This window comes from Rhodoferax sp. (assembly GCF_030646845.1).
Taxonomy (GTDB): Bacteria; Pseudomonadota; Gammaproteobacteria; order Burkholderiales; family Burkholderiaceae_C; genus Rhodoferax.
In genome coordinates this window covers 40,897-62,375 of record NZ_JAUSLE010000047.1, presented here as the reverse complement: position 1 = coordinate 62,375, position 21,479 = coordinate 40,897, and the positions used below count along the sequence as shown (strand labels likewise).

28 protein-coding genes are annotated in these 21,479 nt (G+C 60.5%); 16 read left to right on the top strand and 12 right to left on the bottom strand.

What is annotated here, in order from left to right:
• Positions 1-4: 4 nt before the first annotated feature.
• Genes Q7T10_RS10900 through Q7T10_RS10885 form a run of 4 tightly spaced genes read right to left on the bottom strand, consistent with a single transcriptional unit; the run spans position 5 to position 2,933 of the window.
• A complete protein-coding gene (locus Q7T10_RS10900; protein ID WP_304748087.1) occupies positions 5-1,219 on the bottom strand; it encodes a VWA domain-containing protein in 1,215 nt (404 codons plus the stop codon).
• A gap of 10 nt (positions 1,220-1,229) precedes the next feature.
• Entirely contained in the window at positions 1,230-1,826 is a 597-nt protein-coding gene (locus tag Q7T10_RS10895) for a GNAT family N-acetyltransferase (RefSeq protein ID WP_304748118.1), read from the bottom strand.
• A gap of 11 nt (positions 1,827-1,837) precedes the next feature.
• Positions 1,838-2,062, bottom strand: coding sequence for a hypothetical protein (locus tag Q7T10_RS10890; RefSeq protein WP_304748084.1), 225 nt, complete (start codon positions 2,060-2,062; stop codon positions 1,838-1,840).
• A 16-nt stretch (positions 2,063-2,078) separates the two neighbouring features.
• Positions 2,079-2,933: a MoxR family ATPase gene (locus Q7T10_RS10885; RefSeq protein ID WP_304748082.1), complete on the bottom strand. Its 855-nt coding sequence runs from the start codon at positions 2,931-2,933 to the stop codon at positions 2,079-2,081.
• A gap of 107 nt (positions 2,934-3,040) precedes the next feature.
• Between Q7T10_RS10885 and Q7T10_RS10880 the strand changes: the two genes are divergently transcribed.
• A complete protein-coding gene (locus tag Q7T10_RS10880) occupies positions 3,041-3,706 on the top strand; it encodes a cytochrome c (protein WP_304748081.1) in 666 nt (221 codons plus the stop codon).
• A 64-nt stretch (positions 3,707-3,770) separates the two neighbouring features.
• Here Q7T10_RS10880 and Q7T10_RS10875 read toward each other — a convergent pair whose 3' ends face one another.
• Positions 3,771-4,205: a DUF1841 family protein gene (locus Q7T10_RS10875; protein ID WP_304748079.1), complete on the bottom strand. Its 435-nt coding sequence runs from the start codon at positions 4,203-4,205 to the stop codon at positions 3,771-3,773.
• 59 nt (positions 4,206-4,264) lie between these two features.
• On the opposite strand from Q7T10_RS10875, the gene Q7T10_RS20815 reads away from it, so the two are divergent.
• The 4 genes from Q7T10_RS20815 (at position 4,265) to Q7T10_RS10855 (ending at position 7,299) form a co-directional block, all read left to right on the top strand.
• On the top strand, positions 4,265-4,498 hold the full coding sequence (locus Q7T10_RS20815; RefSeq protein ID WP_370653756.1) for a hypothetical protein: 234 nt from the start codon (positions 4,265-4,267) through the stop codon (positions 4,496-4,498).
• Positions 4,499-4,529: 31 nt separating this feature from the next.
• Positions 4,530-5,732: a 3-oxoadipyl-CoA thiolase gene (gene pcaF / locus Q7T10_RS10865; RefSeq protein ID WP_304748077.1), complete on the top strand. Its 1,203-nt coding sequence runs from the start codon at positions 4,530-4,532 to the stop codon at positions 5,730-5,732.
• Between the two features lie 137 nt (positions 5,733-5,869).
• Positions 5,870-6,457 (top strand): malonic semialdehyde reductase, encoded by a 588-nt coding sequence (locus tag Q7T10_RS10860; RefSeq protein ID WP_304748075.1) that lies wholly within the window; start codon positions 5,870-5,872, stop codon positions 6,455-6,457.
• A gap of 86 nt (positions 6,458-6,543) precedes the next feature.
• Complete coding sequence (locus tag Q7T10_RS10855; RefSeq protein ID WP_304748116.1) at positions 6,544-7,299, top strand: sulfite exporter TauE/SafE family protein; 756 nt, start codon at positions 6,544-6,546, stop codon at positions 7,297-7,299.
• Positions 7,300-7,366: 67 nt separating this feature from the next.
• On the opposite strand, the gene Q7T10_RS10850 is transcribed toward Q7T10_RS10855, so the two are convergent.
• Genes Q7T10_RS10850 through Q7T10_RS10840 form a run of 3 tightly spaced genes read right to left on the bottom strand, consistent with a single transcriptional unit; the run spans position 7,367 to position 10,649 of the window.
• Positions 7,367-8,134, bottom strand: a complete 768-nt coding sequence (locus Q7T10_RS10850; protein WP_304748073.1) for a hypothetical protein — start codon at positions 8,132-8,134, stop codon at positions 7,367-7,369.
• 29 nt (positions 8,135-8,163) lie between these two features.
• Positions 8,164-9,990, bottom strand: coding sequence for a glutathione-regulated potassium-efflux system protein KefC (gene kefC, locus Q7T10_RS10845; RefSeq protein WP_304748071.1), 1,827 nt, complete (start codon positions 9,988-9,990; stop codon positions 8,164-8,166).
• An 8-nt stretch (positions 9,991-9,998) separates the two neighbouring features.
• A complete protein-coding gene (locus Q7T10_RS10840; RefSeq protein ID WP_304748069.1) occupies positions 9,999-10,649 on the bottom strand; it encodes an NAD(P)H-dependent oxidoreductase in 651 nt (216 codons plus the stop codon).
• 41 nt (positions 10,650-10,690) lie between these two features.
• Between Q7T10_RS10840 and Q7T10_RS10835 the strand changes: the two genes are divergently transcribed.
• Both Q7T10_RS10835 and Q7T10_RS10830 read left to right on the top strand, forming a co-directional pair.
• Positions 10,691-11,308, top strand: coding sequence for a ParA family protein (locus Q7T10_RS10835; RefSeq protein ID WP_304748067.1), 618 nt, complete (start codon positions 10,691-10,693; stop codon positions 11,306-11,308).
• 71 nt (positions 11,309-11,379) lie between these two features.
• Positions 11,380-11,835 (top strand): MaoC family dehydratase, encoded by a 456-nt coding sequence (locus Q7T10_RS10830; RefSeq protein ID WP_304748066.1) that lies wholly within the window; start codon positions 11,380-11,382, stop codon positions 11,833-11,835.
• 121 nt (positions 11,836-11,956) lie between these two features.
• Here the strand turns inward: Q7T10_RS10830 and Q7T10_RS10825 are convergent, their stop codons facing one another.
• Positions 11,957-12,145, bottom strand: a complete 189-nt coding sequence (locus Q7T10_RS10825; protein ID WP_304748064.1) for a hypothetical protein — start codon at positions 12,143-12,145, stop codon at positions 11,957-11,959.
• 408 nt (positions 12,146-12,553) lie between these two features.
• Here Q7T10_RS10825 and Q7T10_RS10820 point away from each other — a divergent pair, with 408 nt between their 5' ends.
• Entirely contained in the window at positions 12,554-13,483 is a 930-nt protein-coding gene (locus Q7T10_RS10820) for a LysR family transcriptional regulator (RefSeq protein ID WP_304748063.1), read from the top strand.
• On the opposite strand, the gene trmL is transcribed toward Q7T10_RS10820, so the two are convergent.
• Together trmL and Q7T10_RS10810 are read right to left on the bottom strand one after the other, a co-directional pair.
• Positions 13,472-13,942 (bottom strand): tRNA (uridine(34)/cytosine(34)/5-carboxymethylaminomethyluridine(34)-2'-O)-methyltransferase TrmL, encoded by a 471-nt coding sequence (gene trmL, locus Q7T10_RS10815; protein WP_304748061.1) that lies wholly within the window; start codon positions 13,940-13,942, stop codon positions 13,472-13,474. The genes Q7T10_RS10820 and trmL overlap by 12 nt on opposite strands.
• 214 nt (positions 13,943-14,156) lie before the next feature.
• Positions 14,157-14,852, bottom strand: coding sequence for a phosphoribosyltransferase family protein (locus tag Q7T10_RS10810; protein ID WP_304748059.1), 696 nt, complete (start codon positions 14,850-14,852; stop codon positions 14,157-14,159).
• Positions 14,853-14,887: 35 nt separating this feature from the next.
• On the opposite strand from Q7T10_RS10810, the gene Q7T10_RS10805 reads away from it, so the two are divergent.
• The 8 genes from Q7T10_RS10805 to Q7T10_RS10770 all read left to right on the top strand — a co-directional run bounded on the left by Q7T10_RS10805 (position 14,888) and on the right by Q7T10_RS10770 (position 21,189).
• Positions 14,888-15,760: a biotin synthase gene (locus tag Q7T10_RS10805; RefSeq protein ID WP_304748057.1), complete on the top strand. Its 873-nt coding sequence runs from the start codon at positions 14,888-14,890 to the stop codon at positions 15,758-15,760.
• Between the two features lie 143 nt (positions 15,761-15,903).
• Complete coding sequence (locus Q7T10_RS10800) at positions 15,904-16,380, top strand: DUF2244 domain-containing protein (RefSeq protein ID WP_304748056.1); 477 nt, start codon at positions 15,904-15,906, stop codon at positions 16,378-16,380.
• Between the two features lie 60 nt (positions 16,381-16,440).
• A complete protein-coding gene (coxB, locus tag Q7T10_RS10795) occupies positions 16,441-17,625 on the top strand; it encodes a cytochrome c oxidase subunit II (RefSeq protein ID WP_304748115.1) in 1,185 nt (394 codons plus the stop codon).
• A gap of 41 nt (positions 17,626-17,666) precedes the next feature.
• On the top strand, positions 17,667-19,301 hold the full coding sequence (gene ctaD, locus Q7T10_RS10790; protein ID WP_304748054.1) for a cytochrome c oxidase subunit I: 1,635 nt from the start codon (positions 17,667-17,669) through the stop codon (positions 19,299-19,301).
• Positions 19,302-19,321: 20 nt separating this feature from the next.
• Positions 19,322-19,432 (top strand): cytochrome oxidase small assembly protein, encoded by a 111-nt coding sequence (locus Q7T10_RS10785; RefSeq protein WP_304748052.1) that lies wholly within the window; start codon positions 19,322-19,324, stop codon positions 19,430-19,432.
• Between the two features lie 3 nt (positions 19,433-19,435).
• Complete coding sequence (locus Q7T10_RS10780) at positions 19,436-20,035, top strand: cytochrome c oxidase assembly protein (protein WP_304748051.1); 600 nt, start codon at positions 19,436-19,438, stop codon at positions 20,033-20,035.
• A complete protein-coding gene (locus Q7T10_RS10775) occupies positions 20,032-20,253 on the top strand; it encodes a DUF2970 domain-containing protein (RefSeq protein ID WP_304748050.1) in 222 nt (73 codons plus the stop codon). The genes Q7T10_RS10780 and Q7T10_RS10775 overlap by 4 nt, the downstream gene beginning before the upstream one ends.
• Before the next feature lie 54 nt (positions 20,254-20,307).
• Positions 20,308-21,189: a cytochrome c oxidase subunit 3 gene (locus Q7T10_RS10770; RefSeq protein ID WP_304748048.1), complete on the top strand. Its 882-nt coding sequence runs from the start codon at positions 20,308-20,310 to the stop codon at positions 21,187-21,189.
• 68 nt (positions 21,190-21,257) lie between these two features.
• Here Q7T10_RS10770 and Q7T10_RS10765 read toward each other — a convergent pair whose 3' ends face one another.
• Positions 21,258-21,479 (bottom strand): twin transmembrane helix small protein, encoded by a 222-nt coding sequence (locus tag Q7T10_RS10765; RefSeq protein WP_304748047.1) that lies wholly within the window; start codon positions 21,477-21,479, stop codon positions 21,258-21,260.

Here is a 21,479-nt window from a genome sequence, read left to right as displayed (position 1 = left end):
CCGGCTATTTTGTCAGCAAGCGCATCGCCTCTTCAAGACCCTTGAGCGTTAACGGGAACATGCGCTGGTTCACGATTTGCTGGATCACGCCAATGCTCTGGCGATACTGCCACACGCCCTGCGGCTCGGGGTTGATCCAGGCAAATTTGGGAAAGGCGCTGGTTAGCCGCTGCAGCCATTCCACGCCAGCTTCTTCGTTGTTGTATTCGACGCTGCCGCCGGGCTGCAGAATCTCGTAGGGGCTCATGGTGGCATCGCCAATGAAGATGAGCTTGTAGTCCTTGTTGTACTTGCGGATGATGTCCCAGGTAGGGAATTTTTCAGCAAAGCGGCGGCGGTTGTTCTTCCACATGAAGTCATAGACGCAGTTGTGGAAGTAATAGAACTCCAGGTGCTTGAATTCGGTCTTGGTGGCGCTGAACAGCTCCTCCACACGCTGGATGTGCTCATCCATGGTGCCACCGACGTCCATCAGCAGCAGCACTTTCACATTGTTGTGGCGTTCGGGCACCATCTTGAGGTCCAGATAGCCGGCGTTCGCCGCTGTGCACTTGATGGTGCCGTCCAGGTCCAGTTCGTCTTCGTGGCCCTCACGGGCAAACTTGCGCAGGCGGCGCAGCGCGACCTTGATGTTGCGCGTGCCCAGCTCCTGCGTGTCGTCGTAGTCCTTGTAGGCACGCTGGTCCCACACCTTGACGGCACTCTTGTTGCGACTCTTGTCCTGGCCGATGCGAATGCCCTGCGGATTCTGGCCATAGGCGCCAAACGGACTGGTGCCGCCGGTGCCGATCCACTTGCTGCCGCCTTCGTGGCGTTCCTTCTGCTCTTCAAAGCGCTTCTTGAGCGTTTCCATGAGCTCGTCCCAGCCCATTTTTTCGATCTTGGCGCGCTCCTCCGGGCTGAGCTCCAGTTCCAGGTTCTTGCGCAGCCACTCCAGCGGAATGTCCTTGGTGAATTCGGCACTGGTCTCGACTCCCTTGAAGTAGGCGGCGAAGGCTCGGTCGAACTTGTCGTAGTGTTTTTCGTCCTTCACCAGCGTCGTGCGGCTCAGGTAGTAAAAATCCTCGATCTTGTAGCCAGTGGGCTCATCGTCACTCTCCGGCTCCGGTGTGTTGGGGCCGACCACGCCCACTTTGAGGGCCTCCAGCAGGGTGAGGTATTCCTTGACCGAAACGGGCAGTTTGGCCGAGCGCAGGGTGTAGAAGAAGTCGATCAGCATGATGTATCTCCTAATGACGCGGCTTGTTCAGCAGGTACAGCAGCTGGGCTTTCGCTTCCGGCCATTCACCACGGCGCATGCTGTACATCACGGTATCGCGAATGGTGCCGTCCCGGCGCAGGGCATGGCCGCGAATCACGCCGTCCTTTTTGGCCCCCAGCCGCTCGATCGCGGCCTGGGACGCAAAGTTGAAGTTGTCGGTGCGCCAGCCGACCACCTCGCATGCCAGCGTTTCAAACGCGTGCGTCATCATGAGCAGCTTGGCAGTCGTGTTGACATGCGTGCGCTGGCATCGGCGCGCATACCAGGTCCAGCCAATTTCCACACGCCGGACCGCCGGCACGATATCGTGGTAGCTGGTGCAGCCCAATACCGTGCCCGTGGCGGCCTCCGTGACGGCAAAGGCAAACCGGGTGCCCGCCTCGCGCATGGCCAGCGCATTCTCAATGTATTGACGGGTCTGCTCTGGCTCCGGCACGGAGGTGATGCGCAGCTGCCACAACTCCCCATCCTGTGCCGCGGTGCGCAGGCCGTCTTCATGGGTCAGGGCCAGCGGCACCAGCTCAATGCCGCGCGCGGCCAAGGTGACGGGCTCAACGTAGGCCATGTTCATGGGTCTCAGTCTTTGCGTTTGGCCTGGCTGTGTCTGCGCCAGCGCCGGGCCAGTTGCAGGCCGACTCCGCCGCCCAGGCCCACCAGCACAATGCCGGCAATACTGGCGTTGTTGTAGCCGGCCGCAAAAATATCCAGGCCAAACAGGCGGCCGATCCAGTACCCGAGCAGGGCACCGCCGACAAAGCCGACCGCATCGGACAGGCCTTCGAGCAACAGTGATTTGTTCATGTCAACAACCCCCTGTTCAGCGGTTATGCCGTTGCATGAAAACGAGTTTTTCAAACAAGGTCACATCCTGCTCATTCTTGAGCAAGGCGCCCACCAGCGGCGGCACCGCCACTTTGTCGTCCTTGCTTTGCAGGGCCTCCAGCGGGATGTCTTCGGCCACCAGCAGCTTGAGCCAGTCCAGCAGCTCGCTGGTGGACGGTTTCTTTTTCAGGCCCGGCAGGTTGCGCACGTCATAAAACGTCTTCATGGCTGACGTGAGCAGTTCTTTCTTCAGGCCGGGGAAGTGCACGTCCACAATGCTTTTCATGGTGTCGGCATCGGGGAACTTGATGTAGTGGAAGAAGCAGCGGCGCAAAAAGGCGTCGGGCAGCTCTTTTTCGTTGTTCGAGGTGATGAACACGAGCGGCCGGTTCTTGGCCTGGATCAGTTCACGGGTTTCGTAGCAGTAGAACTCCATGCGGTCGATTTCGCGCAGCAAGTCGTTGGGAAACTCGATATCTGCCTTGTCGATTTCGTCAATCAGCAACGCCACCGGCTGCTCAGCCGTGAAGGCCTGCCACAAAACACCTTTCATGATGTAGTTGCGGATGTCCTTGACGCGCTCGCCGCCCTCCACATCTGCCAGCTGCGAATCGCGCAGGCGACTGACCGCGTCATATTCATACAGGCCCTGCTGCGCCTTGGTGGTGGACTTGATGTGCCATTGCAGCAGCGGCATGCCCAGCGCCCCGGCCACTTCTTCGGCCAGCATGGTTTTGCCAGTGCCAGGCTCGCCCTTGACCAGCAGCGGGCGCTTGAGGGTGATGGCCGCGTTCACGGACAGCATCAAATCCTGGGTGGCGACGTAGTTTTTGGTTCCTTGGAATTTCATGGTTCAAGCTTGATAAGGCGACGCAACGGTCAGGTTAGGGGCGGGATTGTTGGCCGATATAATGAATGGTTGATCTATCTCAAACACTGGTTGATTGTCCTCTCAAAATGAACAAATTCCTGTCATCCCTGTCTCTCCTGGTTGTCGCTTGTGCGACGACATTCTCAGCCCCGGCCCAAGAAGTCAAGGGTGATGTCAAAGCCGGCGAGAAGAAAATCGCCATGTGCATTGGCTGCCACGGCATCAAAGGCTACCAGGCCAGCTTCCCCGAAGTGCACAAGGTGCCCATGATTTCCGGCCAGGGTGCCAAGTACATTGTCGCAGCGCTTACCGCCTATAAAAAGGGCGAACGCAAGCACCCGACCATGCGCGGCATTGTCGACAACCTGAGCGATCAGGATATGGCCGACGTGGCTGTCTACTACGAAGCGCACGGCAAGGTCGAAGGCGCCCCGGCACCGGGCAAGGCCGCAGAAGGCTCCGCTCGCGTTGCAGCGCTGCTGACGAAAGGCACTTGCGTGGCCTGCCATGGAGACAATTTCAGCAAGCCGATTGACCCCAGCTACCCCAAGATTGCGGGCCAGCATTCTGATTACCTGTTTGTGGCACTCAAATCCTACAAGGCCGAAGGCCAGGCCACCTGGGGCCGCTCCAACGGTGTCATGGGCGGGATTGCCAAGCAGTTCTCCAACGCGGAACTCAGGGAACTGGCCAATTACGTGAGCGTATTGCCGGGTGAACTCAAGACCGTGCCGCAAGCCAAGTTCCGGTAATTGCCGAAGCCTCTGCAGCAAGCCGCTCTTCGAGCGGCTTTTTTGTTGCTGTTCGTTGTTTCCGTCAGTCCCGCGTGGCGTGCTGCTGGACGCACGCAATGTAGGCGTCGCCGTCGGGCGGACGACCGGCGCGCTGGCTCTCCCAAATCATTTTTCCCAGGCAATCCATGGCTTCGTGGTGAGCGGCGTGCAGGGAGTTGCGGCGGTGCGTCAGCAATTCCACCGCCTGGCGAATGCCCCGCGGCTGGTCAATGCTGCACTGCTCGCTGATGGACAGGTGCATGGACAGGTGCAGGAACGGATTGGTCCTGCCTTCTTCGACGTGCTCCATGGCGGCCAGGGCGGCGTCGATATCGGCCAGCTCGCCATGGTACTCAGGATGTTCGTCAATCCACAGGCTTGCTATGGTTTCAATAGCTTCCAGTGGTTGACCCGCGAGGGCTTTGGCATAAACCGAGCAGAAGAAATGGCGGACATCCGCTTGCGAGGGTGAGAACATAGTGGGTCTTATTGTCGCGGACCAAACCTTCCCCTGTTCAGCGTCGGGGTGTCTTGCCGATGAAACGGCTGGGTTATGCTCACCACCACTCCCGGTTGGCGTCTCGGTGTGAGGAAAACCACTGCACTTTTGACAGAATCACCGCCTCGGTGGTCAAGCGCTGGCCGACATCAAGTACAGGCGACGCGACCACGCCGGAGTGCACGCCGCAGGGGTTGAAACTGATCGATAAAGTGGATGGGCTGGAACACGCCGAGCTGGAAAAACTGCCAAGCCCGCCCCTTCGCAGCTGACACGACTGAAGACAAAGAGAAGGACACCACCATGAACCACGCTTTCATCTGCGATGCCATCCGCACCCCCATCGGCCGCTATGGCGGCGCCCTGAGCGGCGTGCGCGCCGACGATCTGGCGGCCATTCCGCTCAAGGCGCTGATGGCGCGCAACGGATCAGTGGACTGGCTGGCCGTGACCGACGTCCTTCTGGGCTGCGTCAACCAGGCCGGCGAGGACAACCGCAACGTGGCGCGCATGGCCTCTCTCCTGGCCGGCCTGCCGCAGGAAATGCCCGCCGCCACCATCAACCGCCTGTGCGGTTCGGGGCTCGATGCCGTGGGAACGGCGGCGCGGGCCATCAAGTCGGGCGAAGCCTCGCTGATGATTGCCGGCGGCGTGGAGAGCATGAGCCGCGCGCCCTTCGTCATGGGCAAGGCCGAAAGCGCCTTCAGCCGCAACGCGCAGATTTTCGATACCACGATGGGCTGGCGCTTTGTCAACAAGCTGATGAAGGAAAAGTACGGCACCGACTCGATGCCCGAGACGGCCGAGAACGTGGCGACTGACTACAAGATCAGCCGCGAGGACCAGGACAAGATGGCGCTGGCGTCCCAGCTCAAGGCGGTGGCCGCGCAGAAGGCCGGCTTCTTCGAATCCGAAATCACGCCGGTGACGATTGCCCAGAAAAAAGGGGATGCGCTTGTGGTGAGCAAGGACGAGCATCCGCGCGAGACCTCGCTTGAAGCGCTGGCCAAGCTCAAGGGCGTGGTGCGCCCGGATGGCACGGTGACGGCGGGCAACGCCTCCGGCGTGAACGACGGCGCTTGCGCCATGCTGATTGCCAGCGAAGAAGCGGCGCGCAAGAACGGCCTGACGCCGCGCGCCCGCATTGTGGGCATGGCCACCGCGGGTGTTGCGCCGCGCATCATGGGCATCGGCCCCGCGCCGGCCACCCAAAAAGTGCTGGCCCTCACCGGCCTGACGATCGGGCAGATGGACGTGATCGAGCTGAATGAGGCTTTTGCCGCCCAGGGCCTGGCGGTGCTGCGTTTGCTGGGGCTGCAGGACGACGACCCGCGTGTCAACCCCAATGGCGGCGCCATCGCGCTGGGTCACCCGCTGGGGGCGAGTGGTGCGCGCCTGGCCACCACGGCGGTGAACCAGTTGCACAGGACCGGTGGCCGCTACGCGCTGTGCACCATGTGCATCGGCGTGGGGCAGGGCATAGCGCTGATTCTGGAACGCGTCTAGCGGTGCAAAAGCTGTGGGGTATGCCGTGCCACAAAGGGCCGCCGGCACTCCCTCTGGTCTTGCAGTGCAGAGCCGGCGCTCTCAAGGATGAGCAATAGACCGGATAATTCACGGGTCTACTTTGAAAGTCATTCCCGATGAAAATTGCCCAAGCCTGCCTCGATCAGATTTTTCTCAACGCCCGTACCGCCAATGGTTTTCTCGACAAACCGGTGCCGGTGTCCTTGCTGCAGGAGGCGTATGACATCGCCAGGATGGGTGCAACCTCGATGAACAGCCAGCCCACGCGCTATGTGTTCCTGAATACGCCTGAAGCCAGGGCCCGCCTGCTGCCTGCACTGAGCCCGGGCAATGTGGACAAAACCAGGAACGCCCCGGTGACGGTGATCGTGGCGACCGACACCAAGTTCTACGAGCACATGCCGCTGGTCTTTCCGAACGACCCCGGCGCCAAAGCCATGTTCGAAGGCAATGCGCCGATGGCGCAGGGCACGGCCACGCGCAACGGTACCTTGGGCGGGGCCTATTTCATGATTGCGGCGCGTGCCGTCGGTCTGGACTGCGGTCCCATGAGCGGCGTCGACCTGGCAAAGGTGAATGCCGAGTTCTTTCCCGACGGCCGTTGCGAGGCCAACTTTCTGATCAACCTGGGTTTTGGCGACAGCAGCAAGCTGTATGGCCGCAACCCGCGCCTGTCGTTCGAGCAAGCTTGTTCGGTGCTTTGAGCATTGAACAATGCCTCGGGTTGTATTGACGTCTATTCTTTCCCGGCCCTTCCCGTCCCCGGGGAGCGCTTCGCGCCCATGCTGGCCTGGACTTTCTCTTGATCACTGACTGGTACTTCTATGCCGTGACGATCCCCGCTGTGCTGCTGCTGGGCATCAGCAAAAGCGGGTTTGGCGCGGGTTTCGGTTCGCTGGCCGTGCCCATGATGGCGCTGGCCGTGACGGTGCCGCAGGCCGCCGCCATTCTGATGCCGGTGCTGCTGGTGATGGACATCCTGGGCATGGCGGCCTTTCGCAAGGACTTCGACCTGAAACTGCTGAAGTTTCTGATTCCGTTCGGGCTGGTTGGCATTGTGATCGGGGCGCTGCTCTTCAAGCTGCTTGACGCCCGCACCGTGGCCGGCATCGTGGGCATTTTTACCCTGCTGTTTCTGGCGCAACGCCTGCTGTTCCCACCCAAGGTCGACAGCCCGCCGCCGCCCAAATGGCTGGGCGCCGTTCTGACCGCGACCTCGGGCTTTACCAGTTTCATTGCCCACGCGGGCGGCCCGCCCGTCAACGCCTACATGATTCCGCTGCGCATGTCGCCGGTGAAGTTCACGGCCACCCTGGCCTTCTTCTTCTTCGTGATCAATCTGTCCAAATGGATTCCCTACGCCTGGCTGGGGCTGCTGGATATGCGCAACATGGTCACCTCACTGGTGCTGCTGCCCCTCGCGCCCATCGGCGTCTTCATCGGCGTGCGCCTGGCCCGACGCGTCAACCAGGTGCTGTTTTACCGCCTGGTGTACCTCGGCATGTTCCTGACCGGCATCAAGCTGGTCTGGGATGCACTGCGGTAGTTGCTATTATATTAATAGCTGACTATGCAATAAATACGTGGGCTACGGGCTGATTTCTTATAAATTGTCAGTCTTCGTTCAACACATGGTCTGCCAGGCGCGGGTATTGGCGCCGCAGCAGCCAGGCACCCCAGGCCAGGGACAGAACCACTACCAGCGCACCGGCCTTGTGAGTCAGACCACCAATCAGCTGCGCCTTGGGTAGCAGCCCGATACTGGAGAAAAGATAGATCCAGTCGTGCCCGCCGTCTTCACCGGTGGTGCCCGACAGCAGCATGAGTTGCGGCTGCAGCGCGTCATACATATAGGGCGCGACGTCCAGCAGCGACACGCCGAAAAACCACAGACCCATGGCCGCACCTAAGGGGTCGCGGTTCTTGATCAGCAGCGCCCCGCTCATGATGATGGGCATGAGCAACTGGCCCAGCGTGCCGCCCATGATGGTCATCCACTCACCCAGCACCATGAAGATAATATGCCCCGCCTCGTGAAACACCAGAAGGGGCCGGTGCATGAAGGATGCCCCCATTTCACCGGTGCGGTAATCGAACCCGATCAGGCTCCAGGCCCAGAGGGCCAGGCCGGCGAAGATGGTGACGCGAAGCCAGAAGCGCACCGCGTCGACCCGGTCCGGGATATGCGTGAGCAGTGCCGTCCAACCGGTCGCGATGTCTTGCGATGCCGGTTCATCGTCCTGGCGAATTGTTGTGCGATGCGGCGTTTGCCCTGCTTTGGCAAGAATCACGCCGCAGCCGGGGCAGGCGGCCGGCAAGGCCTGCTCTGCCGGCAACGGACTGTGGCCGCACTTGGGACAACGGGGGTAGGGGATGGGCATGGCGCGGTGTTCCTGTTCGGGTTCTCAAATCAGCTGTCCCAACCCGGCGGGCGCCTCTCGGCCCGCTGCTCGCGCTCCTGCGCCATCTGCTCTTCCAGTTGCCGGCGACCCTGTTTGACGACGGCAATCAGTTTGGCCCGATCCTTGTAGTGGGGGTGCATTTTCTCGAACAGCTCCAGGTTGTGCCGGCGAAAGCGCATGGCGGTCTGGCGTGCTTCGTGGGCGCCGTGGCCCATCAGCTCCAGCACGCTGCGCGCGCTGCGCAGGCTGGACTCGAACATTTCGCGCTCCACCCGCATCACGCCGCGGTCACGCAACTGGTTCCAGTGCGTCACGTCACGGGCCCGGGCCACGATCTGCAGGTTGGGAAAGTGCGCATGGGCCAGGTCGACGATCTCCAGTGATTGCGCCACGTCGTCCACCGCCACCACCAGAATCCTGGCACGGGCGGCTCCGGCGATACGCAGCAGGTCCAGCCGGGAGGCATCGCCATAGAACACCCGGTAACCAAAGCTGCGGGCGGCCTCGATCATCTCGGCGTCGTGGTCCAGCACGGTGCAGGGGATGCCTTGCGCCAGCATCATGCGCGCCACGATTTGCCCATAACGGCCAAAACCGGCGATGACAATCGGCGCGTCCTGCGGCTCGGAAATCTCGGGCAGGTCAGCCTTGCCCAAATGGGCATAGCGCGGCAGCAGCAGCCGGTCATGGGCCACCAGCAGCAGCGGGCTGACCAGCATGGATACGGCCACTGCGCCGATCAGCAGCGAGGCGGTCTGGCCCGAAAAAACATGGGCGCCAGCGGCCGCCTGAAACACCACAAACGCGAACTCGCCGCCCTGCGCCAGTAAGAGCGTGAACACGGGGCGCTCCTGAAACGGCAGTTTCATCAGGCGGGCCAGCGCATAGATCAGCAGGCCTTTGATGAGCAAGAGCCCCAGCACGATCACCAGCACCGATCCGGGCGATTTCAACAGCAGGCCGAAGTCGATGCTCATGCCGACCGCAATGAAGAACAGGCCCAGCAGCAGCCCCTTGAAGGGCTCGATGTCAGTTTCCAGTTCGCGCCGGTACTCGCTCTCGGCCAGCAGCACGCCGGCCAGAAAGGCGCCCAGCGCCATCGACAGGCCCACCAGTTGCATCAGGCCGGCAATGCCGACCACCAGCAGCAGGGCGGCGGCCGTGAAGATCTCCGGCGCATTGGAGCGCGCGATCCAGCGGAACAATGGCCGCAGCAGCAGCCTGCCACCCAGGATGATGCCGGCCACGACTGCTATGATTTTAGTAGCTTCCAGCGCATGATTGACGGGGGCTAGAGCCTCATTTGATGCTGAAACTACGGCCAGCAGAGGCAGTAAGGCCAGGATCGGGATCGCTGCCACGTCCTGAAACAGGAGAATGGAAAACGCCGCCTGCCCGCTGCTGGTGGGCATCAGGTTGCGCTCTCCCATCACCTGCAACGCAATCGCGGTGCTGGAGAGCGCCAGCCCCAAGCCCGCCACGAGTGCGACGCGCCAGTCGACGCCGAATACCATCGCCGTCGCCGTCAACAGCACGGCACAGCCCAGCACCTGGGCACTGCCCCAGCCAAAGATCGGGCGGCGCAGGCTCCACAGGCGTTTGGGCTCCAGCTCCAGCCCGATCAGAAACAACATCAGTACCACGCCGAATTCGGCAAAGTGCAGGATGTCCTCCACGTTGGTCACCAGCCCCAGGCCCCACGGACCAATGGCGATGCCGGCCGCCAGGTAGCCGATGATGGAACCCAGGCCCAGGGCCTTGCTCACAGGTACGGCAATGACGGCGGCGCTGAGGTAGATGAAGCTGTTGACCAGCCAGGCGGGTGCGTGTTCCATGTCAGTCCCTAATTGTTTTCAGGGCGATCGGCCACCGGCACCTCACAGGCGGGGCACTCGTCGAGTTCGTCGAGCTCGGGCCAGCGCGGGTAGCTCTGCAGGCGTTGCCGGAAGGTCTCGACGTGGTCCGCAAGCTCTGCCTCGGACGCGCTGTGGGCACCGTGCAGCAGCAGTGGCGGCAAAAAGCGCATGCCGCACAAGGCCGCAGTTTGCTCGTAGGGTGGCAAAAAGGCATCAAAGAAATAACGGTTGTAGCCTTGCGGGTGATAAGAACTCTCGGGGCTGCCGGTGGTGGCCACCAGCCACAGGTCTTTGCCGCGCAGCGCATCGCCGCCCAAGCCATAGGCCCAGCCGTAGCTCAGCACGTCGTCCAGCCAGAGCTTTTGCAGGGCGGGCATGGAATACCAGTGAATTGGGTGCATCAGCACAATCAGTTGCGCGGCCGCCAGCCGGGCCTGCTCGGCAGGCACGTCAATGCAATAGTCCGGGTAACGGCTGTACAGGTCGTTGGTGTCGACGCGGGCCACGGTGCCGGCACTGTCCAGCAAGCGCCGGTTGACGCGGGATTCGCGCCAGTTCGGGTGCGCGGCAATGAGGTAGATGCCTTCGCTGCCTTGATCCAGAGGCGGGGCTGACAGCGTTATGGTTTCTTCTTGCATACCGCTAACATAGCGCAAAGTTCAATTCACAGGAGCACTTCATGCCAGTGGTCGTGGTTGCCAATCCCAAAGGCGGTGTGGGCAAGTCCACGCTGGCCACCAACATTGCGGGCTATTTTGCGGCACAAGGGCATGCCGTGATGCTGGGCGATGCCGATCGCCAGCAGTCCTCACGCCTGTGGCTCGGGCTGCGCCCGCCGGCCGCACGACCCATCACCACCTGGGAAGTCAGCGCCGACGTGATCGCCAAACCGCCCAGAGGCACCACCCATGTGGTGCTGGACACGCCAGCGGGCCTGCACGGCTGGCGCTTCAGTGATGTGATGAAGATGGCCGACAAGGTCATCGTGCCGCTGCAGCCCAGCGTGTTTGATATTTTTGCCACCCGGGCGTTTCTGGATCAGCTGTTGCAGAACAAGCACCACGACAAACTGCAGATTGGCCTGGTGGGCATGCGGGTGGATGCGCGCACCATCGCCGCGGACAAACTGCATGAGTTTGTCGATACCCTGGGCTTGCCGGTGTTGGGCTACCTGCGCGACACGCAAAACTACATTCATCTGGCGGCCCGTGGCCTGACCCTGTTTGATGTGGCACCCGGCCGGGTGGAAAAAGACCTGGCGCAGTGGCAGGCCGTCTGCGAGTGGCTGGACGCCTGAGGGCATCGCCTCACAGTCATCTTGTCGCTCATCGGACAAGTGACCCGCGCCCATATCGCTACAGTGGCGGCATGAAGATATTTCAAACCCTCTCCGAACTGTCAGCCTTGGCCGGCCAGGAAGTCACTGTGAGCGACTGGATCACCATCACGCAAGAGCAGGTGAACCAGTTTGCGCAAGCCACCGGTGACCACCAGTGGATTCACGTGGACGTTGAAAAAGCCAAGACCGGGCCATTTGGTGGCCCGATCGCACACGGCTTTCTGACGCTGTCGCTCCTTCCGAAGTTTTTTGAGTCTTCCATGACAGTCGTGGAGACCCGCATGGGCGTCAATTACGGCTTGAACAAGGTGCGCTTCATGGCGCCGGTACCGGTGGGCAGCCGCCTGCGCGCCCGCATGAAGCTTCTCAAGAGTGAGCCCATCGACAACGGCGGCGCGCAAATGACCTGGGAGGTTGCCGTGGAGCGGGAAGGCTCGGCCAAGCCGGTGTGTGTGGCCGAGTCACTGGCGCGGCATTACCCATAGCAGCAGATCGTTCAGACAAAAAAATCCCGCCACGAGGGCGGGATTACCGGGAAGTGACAAGAAGACCGCGGCTGGCCGCCAACGTCACCTCGGCTTGGGCACGTGGAATTCGTGCGGCGCGTTATGCGTGTTCGCCGATCTGGGGCAAGTTCCCGGCCTTTTTGGCGGCCTGATACTCGGTCTTGACGGCTTCGCGTGTCAGCGTGCTGGGTGCCGACTCAAGCTGAACCATCTGGCCCTCGCCGATGGGGAGTAATGCACCTGCCTTTTTGGCGGACAAATACTCGGCCATGACGGCCTCGCGTGTCATTGTGCTGGGCGCTGACTTGGCGTTGACCACCTGTCCTTCGCCGATGGGGGGCAGGCTGCCCTCCGCACGGGCTTGAAGGTAGTCAGCGCGAACTTGCTCGCGGGTCAGTGCGCCAGCGTCGCGGCTGCGAAGCTGGTGCTGGCGATCAGGCCGGAAGCGAGAATCAATGCGGTTGCTGCAAATTTGGTTTTCATGATGGTTTCTTTCAAAAGTTGTCGGACATTTCCGGGCAGGCCGGGATTCATCGTGTCCCGTCTTGTCCAGCCTCGGTGAGTCGTCTATTTGGTTTCGGCTCATCGATGGGATGAACTTTAGGCCTGTTGATGCGAATTAAAAACCCCTTGGTCAGTAATTCATCATTGCTTAATTTGCAATAATTCAAAAAATTAGTACTCTTCGTTGCATTTTATGGACCGTTTATTGTCAATGCGGGTGTTTCAACGCGTGGTCGACGAAGGCGGCTTTGCGGCCGCCGCCCGTGCGATGGACATGTCGCCGGCTGCCGTCACCCGCTTGTTTGGTGATCTGGAGCAGCATCTGGGAGCCCGGCTCATGCACCGTACAACGCGCAAGCTGGCGCTAACCGACGCCGGTGAGAGCTATTTGCTGCGGGTGCGTGGCATCCTGCATGAGATCGACGATGCCGAAGCGGCAGTGGGTTGCAGTACGCAGGATCTGCAGGGCACGGTTCGTGTGCTGGCTTCTCCCGTGCTGGCGACCTATTTTTTCGCGCCCCAGATTGCCAAATGGCGCGAACGCTACCCCAAGGTGGTGCTGGAGATCGCGATTGATCCATTCCCCCAGTCGCGGGTGGATGAGTTCGATGTCACCCTCATGGCGGTGGACGAGGGCTACGACGCCAGTGTCGTGGCAAGGCCGTTGGCCAGCACCGAATGGATTGTGTGCGCCTCGCCGGCCTATCTCAAGCGCGCCGGCACCCCGCTCAAGCCGCAGGATCTGGAGCATCATGACTACCTCAAGTTCCCCTGGCAGCAGGCCGGTGGTGCCAGCAGCCGGCGTCTGCGCCTGCGCCCAGTGCAAGGCGCGGGTGAGCCGGTGGAGGTGGAGATGCCGGTAGCTGTGCAGTCGGTCAGCTTCGATGTGTTGTACCGCGCTGCGCTGGATGGTGCCGGCATTGCCGTTCTGTCCCGTTTGCTGGTGGCTCCGCATCTGGCCAGCGGTGAGCTGGTGCATCTGCTGCCCGATTGGCTGTTTGGCCGCTTGACGGTCTATGCTGCCGTCCCGTCACGCAAGCTGATACCGGCCCGTACGCGGGCTTTTCTTGCGTTCCTGAATGAGGTGTCGGCAGCGCCGGTGCAGCGTGCGCTAGCCGCGTGATCCAAACGCGTTTTGCCGCCACGCTTCAAAGACCGTGACGGCAACGGCGTTGGACAGATTCAGGCTGCGCTGGCCTTCAATCATGGGCAGTTTCAGGCATTGTGCGGGTGCAAACGACTGCCGCACCGACTCCGACAATCCCCGTGTTTCAGAACCGAATACCAGCCAGTCGCCGGGCGCAAACTGGACGTCGTGCACACGCCGGGTAGCGCGGGTGGTCAGGGCGAACATGCGCTCAGGTGCCGGGTGCTCGGCATCCAGGAATGCCTGCCAGCTGGCATGGCGTTTGAGTTCGGCGTACTCGTGGTAGTCCAGCCCGGCGCGGCGCATGTGCTTGTCGTCCATCGAAAATCCGAGCGGCTCAATCAGGTGCAGTGTGCAGCCGGTGTTGGCCGCCAGACGGATGATGTTGCCCGTGTTGGGCGGGATTTCGGGTTCGACCAGGACAATATGAAACATAGGGCCGTATTGTCCCCCGTGTCGATTGTCAGAGCGTGCAGGCTGCCGCCGCGCCGGGCCGCCCCAAGCAAGGAACGACCTCCTCGGGGGGCAGCAGCGTGGTGCGCGCAGCGACAAGCATGGGGGCTGCCGCAGCGCCGGGCCGCCCCAAGCATGGCACGGCCACCCTCGGCGGGCAGCGTAGTACGCGTAGCGACAAGCGTGGGGGCGTGGTTTACTCTGTGCGCGCAATCACGACACCGGTGATGTGTGCCGCGCCCGCCGCCCGCAGCGCCCGCGCGGCGGAAAAGAGCGAGGCGCCGCTGGTCATGACATCGTCAACCAGCACCAGCCGTGCTCCCTTGGTGCGATTGAGCAGCAAGGGATCCACGGCAAACGCATCCTTCACGCTGCCCAGCCTCTCTGCGCGCTTGAGAGAACTCTGGGGTGGCGTGTCCTTGATGCGAAGCAGGAGACGGCTGTCGGTCTTGTCAGGCGCGAGTTGCCTGGCCAGCATCAGAGCCTGGTTAAAGCCGCGCGACCGCAGGCGCAAACCTGACAGCGGCATGGGCACCACTGCATCGGCGGCGTCGAGTGCGGGCTCCACCCACGGGGTGCTGCGCAACAGCAGGGAAAAGGCGCGCGCGCGGCCTGGCTGCTTCTGGAATTTGAAGCCAACGATCAGGTCAGACCAGGGATACGCGTAGGACACTGCCGCCAGACAGGTGTCGAGCGGGGGCGGTGACTTGACGCACATGCCGCATTGCCTGACACCCATCGGCACCGGCAGCGCACAAGTCTGACAGCGCGGCTGCGGCTGGGCGAAACGATTCACACAGTCCTCGCAAAGCGGCTGCGCCGGCCACGCATGGCACACCAGGCACTGGCTGGGCAAGGCCTCGAACATCCCATTGAACAATCCAGGAAACATCAGATCAATATACTCTTGCGATCCCACTACGCATCATGACCACCCAGCGCCCCCCCACCATTGATCCCCAGGCTGTCCGGCGCTGGCAGCACATGCCCGCCGGTCCGTCCCCGTGGCTGCACGAGGAGGTGGCCCGGCGGATGGAAGAGCGGCTCGAATGGATCAAGCTCAAACCCGAAAACTGGGCGCACTGGGAGCCTGTGCGCGGCGGTCTTCAGGCGCATGCCCTGCTGAACCGTCGCTATCCGGATGCCGGGTGTTTTGTGGTGGAGGCGGACAAAGCCAGGATCGCCTACGCCGAAAAAAGAATGGCGTCACCGTGGTGGCAGCCGTCCCGATGGACGGGCACGGCACCCCGGCTTGAAGCGCCGACCGATGGCGCCGTTCAAATGCTGTGGGCCAACATGGCGCTGCACATGGCGGCCGATCCTCAGGGCTTGATTGCCCAGTGGCATCGGGCCCTGGCGGTCGATGGATTTGTGATGTTCTCCTGCCTGGGGCCGGACACCTTGCAGGAATTGCGCGGGCTCTATCAATCATTGGGCTGGCCGGCCCCCTCGCACGAGTTCACCGACATGCATGATTGGGGCGACATGCTGGTCGCCACCGGCTTCGCCGAGCCCGTGATGGACATGGAACGCATCACGCTGACATTCGAGACGCCGCAGCGGCTGCTGGAAGAATTGCGCGGTCTGGGGCGCAACCTGAATTCGCAACGTTTCCCCGCCATGCGCGGACGGCAGTGGCACGGGCAGTTGCATCAGGCGCTTGAGGGGGCACCCCTGCGACTGACCTTCGAGGTTATATACGGTCACGCCTTCAAGCCCCGGCCCCGCCTCCCCATTCGCCCCGAAACCGTACTTTCTCTGGCCGAAATGCGTGAAACCTTGAACCAGCGCAAAAGGTAATCCAAAGATCCTTGAGAAAAGGGCTTGACATTGAAGAAGCAGTCAAAAGCGTCGGCTACAATGCCCGGCAGATAGATTGACGGAAGTCTCCCTTTCTCTTGCGTCCGACGCTTGTTCGGAATGGTGTTCAGCAGGTATAACGTGTGACAAACATGGTATTTCGCTTCGCAACGGTGCAAGGCAAGACCATTCAGTGGTTCTTGCGACGTAACTGTGCGCTGACGCCGACTCAGTTGGGCTGGTTTTACCTCTCGCTGTGCGTTGTGTCGCTAGGCATTGGCGCGGTGTTCTGGTTTCAGGGCGCGGTGCTGGTTCTTTGGTTTGCCTGGGCTGAATTGCTGGCGGTTGGTGCCGCTTTTCTGCTCTACGCCCGGCATGCCACGGACGGTGAGCGAATTTACCTGCAGGACGGGCGTCTCGTAGTGGAATTTGAAAACGCCGGCAGGCTGGAGCGTGCCGAGTTCCGTCGTGAATGGGTTCGTGTGGAGCCGAGATTGGGCGACCGGTCGCTGATAGAGGTGTCGGGACAGGGGCGCTCCATCGATGTGGGCCGTTTTGTCAGGCCGGAATTGCGTCCGGTGCTTGCAAAAGAGATTCGGATGGCACTGCGGGGTGCGTGAAGGTACGCCCGGTTGTCGGGTCAGATTTGGTTAATTTGAGGCAATGAAAAAGTGAACATGATGAAGAGCATTTTCAATAAATTGGCCGGCGTGCTGCTGGCCGCAAGTGCTTGGGCCGGCACCGTGGCTTTCACAGCGGCACATGCAGTCAGCGATTTGCCTGGCGGACCGGCTGTCAATCAGCTGAATTTGCATCCGCCAGTCACCAAAATTGCCGAGGAACAGGCCTGGTTGCATTGGTTCATGCTGATTCTGTGCTCGGTCATCTTTGTCGCCGTGTTCGCGGTGATGTTCTATTCGATCTGGAAGCACCGCAAGTCGGTCGGACACAAGGCGGCCAACTTTCATGAATCGGTCACTGTGGAAATCATCTGGACGGTGGTGCCTTTCATCATCGTGATTCTGATGGCGCTGCCGGCTACCAAAGTGGTGGTGGCGATGAAGGACACGACCAATGCCGACCTCACCATCAAGGCGACCGGCATGCAATGGAAGTGGGGGTATGACTACCTCAAGGGTGAAGGCGAGGGCATTGGTTTCATTGCATCGCTGGACAGCACGCAGCGTGCCATGTCCGACAACGGCGGTCCGAAGGCCGGCGAAGTAGTCAACGACTACCTGCTGAAAGTTGATAACGCGCTGGTGGTGCCCGTCAACCAGAAAGTCCGCATCATTACCACCGCGACTGACGTGATCCATGCCTGGATGGTGCCGTCCTTCGGCGTCAAGCAGGATGCCATTCCCGGCTTTGTGCGCGATACCTGGTTTCGTGCCGAAAAGATTGGCGATTACTACGGTCAGTGCGCCGAGCTGTGTGGCAAGGAGCATGCCTACATGCCGATCCACGTGAAGGTCGTCTCTGCCGCGGACTACTCGCAGTGGGTGGCGGGTGAGAAGAAGAAAATGGCTGCCAAAGCCGATGATCCGACCAAGGTCTGGACCGCAGAAGACATCACCAAGCGCGGCGAAAAAGTATATGCTGCCAACTGTGCCGCCTGCCACCAGGCCAACGGCAAGGGTGCTGGTCCGATCAAGCCGCTCGATGGGTCTGCCGTTGTGCTGGATGCCGACAAGGGAAGCCAGATTGCGGTGATGCTCAACGGCCGCGAAAATCTTGGTATGCCGGCCTGGAAGCAGCTGAGCGACACTGATATTGCGGCTGTCATCACCTTCACCAAGAACAGCTGGTCCAACAAGACGGGTCAACTGGTTCAGCCGGCCGACATCACCGCTGCACGCAAGTAAGCAGCCGTGCCACGAATACAAGTATTGAGAAAGAAATCAGAATGAGTGCTGTTCTAGACCACCACGATCACGCCCACGACGATCATCACGATCATGCGCCCACCGGCTGGCGCCGCTGGGTGTTTGCGACCAACCACAAGGACATTGGTACCTTGTATCTGTTGTTCAGCTTCACCATGCTGATGCTTGGCGGGGTACTGGCGTTGCTGATTCGTGCCGAGCTGTTCCAGCCCGGCCTCCAGCTGGTCAATCCCGAGCTGTTCAACCAGCTCACCACCATGCACGGCGTGATCATGGTGTTCGGCGCCATCATGCCGGCTTTCGTTGGTTTTGCGAACTGGATGATTCCGCTGCAAATTGGCGCTGCTGACATGGCTTTTGCGCGCATGAACAACTTCAGCTTCTGGCTGTTGATTCCGGCCGGCCTGATGGTGGCCGGCTCGTTCTTCATGCCCGGTGGCGCGCCCGCTGCCGGCTGGACGTTCTATGCGCCGCTGACCCTGCAAATGGGCCCCAGCATGGATGCCGGTATTTTCGCGCTGCACATCATGGGCGCGAGTTCCATCATGGGCTCGATCAACATCATCGTGACCATCCTGAACATGCGCGCGCCTGGCATGACGCTGATGAAGATGCCCATGTTCTGCTGGACCTGGTTGATCACCGCTTACCTGCTGATCGCCGTGATGCCGGTGCTGGCCGGTGCCATCACCATGACGCTGACGGATCGCCACTTTGGCACCAGCTTCTTCAACCCCGCCGGTGGCGGCGATCCAGTCATGTTCCAGCACATCTTCTGGTTCTTTGGTCACCCCGAGGTGTACATCATGATCTTGCCGGCCTTCGGCATCATCAGCCAGGTGGTACCCGCGTTTGCGCGCAAGAAACTGTTTGGCTACGCCTCCATGGTGTACGCAACTTCCTCGATTGCGATTCTCAGCTTCATCGTATGGGCTCACCACATGTTCACGACCGGCATGCCGGTCACCGGTCAGCTGTTCTTCATGTACGCCACGATGCTGATCGCGGTGCCGACTGCCGTGAAGATCTTCAACTGGATCGCCACCATGTGGCAGGGCTCGATGACTTTTGAGACGCCCATGCTGTTTGCCGTCGGGTTCATCTTTGTGTTCACCATCGGCGGCTTTACCGGGCTGATTCCCGCCATGGCGCCGATCGATATCCAGCTGCAGGACACCTACTACATCGTGGCTCACTTCCACTACGTGCTGGTCGCTGGTTCCCTGTTCGCCATGTTTTCGGGTTTCTACTACTGGGCGCCCAAGTGGACCGGTGTGATGTACAGCGAAACCCGCGGCAAGATCCACTTCTGGTGGTCAATGATCGCGTTCAACGTGACCTTCTTCCCGATGCACTTCCTGGGCTTGGCCGGCATGCCACGCCGCTATGCCGATTACCCGATGCAGTTCGCTGATTTCAACGCGGTGGCTTCGGTCGGTGCCTTCTTCTTCGGCTTTGCGCAGGTCTATTTCTTCCTGTTCATTGTGGTGCCTGCAATGCGTGGTAAGGGCAAGAAGGCGCCCCAGCGCCCCTGGAACGACGCTGATGGCGCCGGTGCCGAAGGGCTGGAGTGGGAAGTGCCCTCGCCAGCGCCGTTCCACACCTTTGCCACACCGCCCAAACTGGACGCGACGGCAACCAAAATCATTGGTTAAGACGCAAACTGAGATCCAACATGACGCCTGAACAAAAGAAAACCAATCTGAAGACCGGCTTGATCCTGCTGTCGGTTGTTGCGGTGTTTTTTGTTGGATTCATGATCAAGATGGCTTTCCTGGGTAAATAGACCATGAGTCTGCGGCGCGCAAATGTCAGGATGGTGGGCAAGCTGGCCGTGGTGGCGGCTGGCATGTTTGCATTCGGCTATGCGCTGGTGCCGATTTACAAGGCCATATGCGAGATGACGGGCATCAACGTCCTGGCGCTCGGGGACCGCAACATACCCGGTGCCACCGTGACTCTGCCCGCCAATACGCAGGTGGACACCAGCCGTACGATCACGATTGAGTTCGATGCGAATTCGCGCGGACCCTGGGAGTTCAAACCGGCGCAGCGTTCATTGCAGGTTCATCCGGGCGAATTGGCGACCGTGATGTACGAGTTCCAGAATGTGCAGAACCGGCGCATGTCTGCCCAGGCTATCCCGAGCTACGCCCCGCAGCAGGCAAGCGCCCATTTCAGCAAGCTGGAGTGCTTCTGCTTTAGCCAGTACACACTGGAAGCGGGTGAGAAGAAGTCCTGGCCGGTTGTTTTTGTGATTGATCCCAAGCTGTCCAAGGATGTGAAGACCATCACGCTGTCCTATACGTTTTTTGAGGTAGGCGGCAAAACGCCGCCGGCGCCCGTCGCCGATGCCCGTGGGCACCTGGTCATTGGAGCGGGTTCTTGAGTGAGGATGGCAAGGCCAGGGAGCCGGTGCGCGCTGGATCTTTTTTACGCAGCATCAAGATGGTCGCCTGGTCGTTTTTTGGCATTCGAAAAAATAGTGAATCGCAGGAAGACATGGCCCGGGTCAACCCATTTCATATCATTGGAGTGGGGATCGGGATTGCAGTTGTTTTTGTAGTTGGTTTGATAGTGTTGGTGAATTGGGTTGTCGCTAAATAAAGTGCGGCCCGGCACCTGAAATGATTGAAGAGAACTGGAAGGAATGGAGCTGAAATGAGTTCAACAACACACGGTACAACCCCGTATTACTTTGTGCCCAATCCGTCGCGGCATCCTGTTTTGGCCGCGTTTGGTCTGCTATGTGTCTTCTTTGGCGCTGGTCAATGGATCAACGGTTCGGACTGGGGCAAGTACTTGCTGGCCTTCGGCATGGTGTGGTTTCTGGGCGTACTGTATCAGTGGTTCGGCGAGGCTGTTCGTGAAAGCGAAGGCGGCCAGTACGGACACAAGATCGACTTGTCTTACCGTTGGAGCATGAGCTGGTTCATCTTCTCGGAAGTGATGTTCTTCGGCGCATTTTTCACGGCATTGTGGTGGGCTCGTGCCCATTCGGTGCCGGACTTGGGCAACTTGGGCAATGCATTGCTCTGGCCTGATTTCAAGGCTGTCTGGCCCAGCCTCGCGGCAGGCGTGACCGGGTCCCCGGCCGGCACCGTGGAGCCCTTCCAGACCATGGGGCCGTTCTGGCTTCCCACGATCAACACCGCGTTGTTGCTCAGTTCAGGGGTCACGCTGACCATTGCGCACCACGCCCTGATCGGTGGCAATCGGGGCAAGACCATTGCCTTTATGTGGCTGACTGTTTTGCTGGGTATCGTGTTCCTGTGTGTTCAGGGCTACGAGTACTACCATGCCTACCATGAGCTCAACCTGAAGCTCACTTCAGGCGTCTATGGGTCCACCTTTTTCATGCTGACCGGTTTCCACGGTTTCCACGTTCTCGTGGGCATGTTGATGCTGCTGTTCATTACCCTGCGTCTGCAAAAAGGCCACTTCACGGCCGAGCGGCATTTTGGTTTTGAAGGTGCTGCCTGGTATTGGCACTTTGTGGACGTGGTGTGGCTCGGACTTTACGTCCTCGTCTATTGGCTTTAAGCTGCCGGGCGACCTGAAAAAAGGCACCGCTCGCGGTGCCTTTTTGGTTGGTGCGGGCGATGCGTCGGCTACTGTCCCGACGGGATGCCGGTAGGGTGGATGTAGCCGAGCTTCCAGGCCGCCAGAATGCAGACGAAAAGCAGAATGGAAATACCCACCCGCATGGCCAGTGCACGCGCCATTTTTTGGCCTCTGGATTTTCCGCTGGCATCGTTCTTCATCATGAAGAAAAGGGCGGTACCGAGACTGCCAATGATGGCGAAAAACGCAAGAATGACTAAGTACTTCAT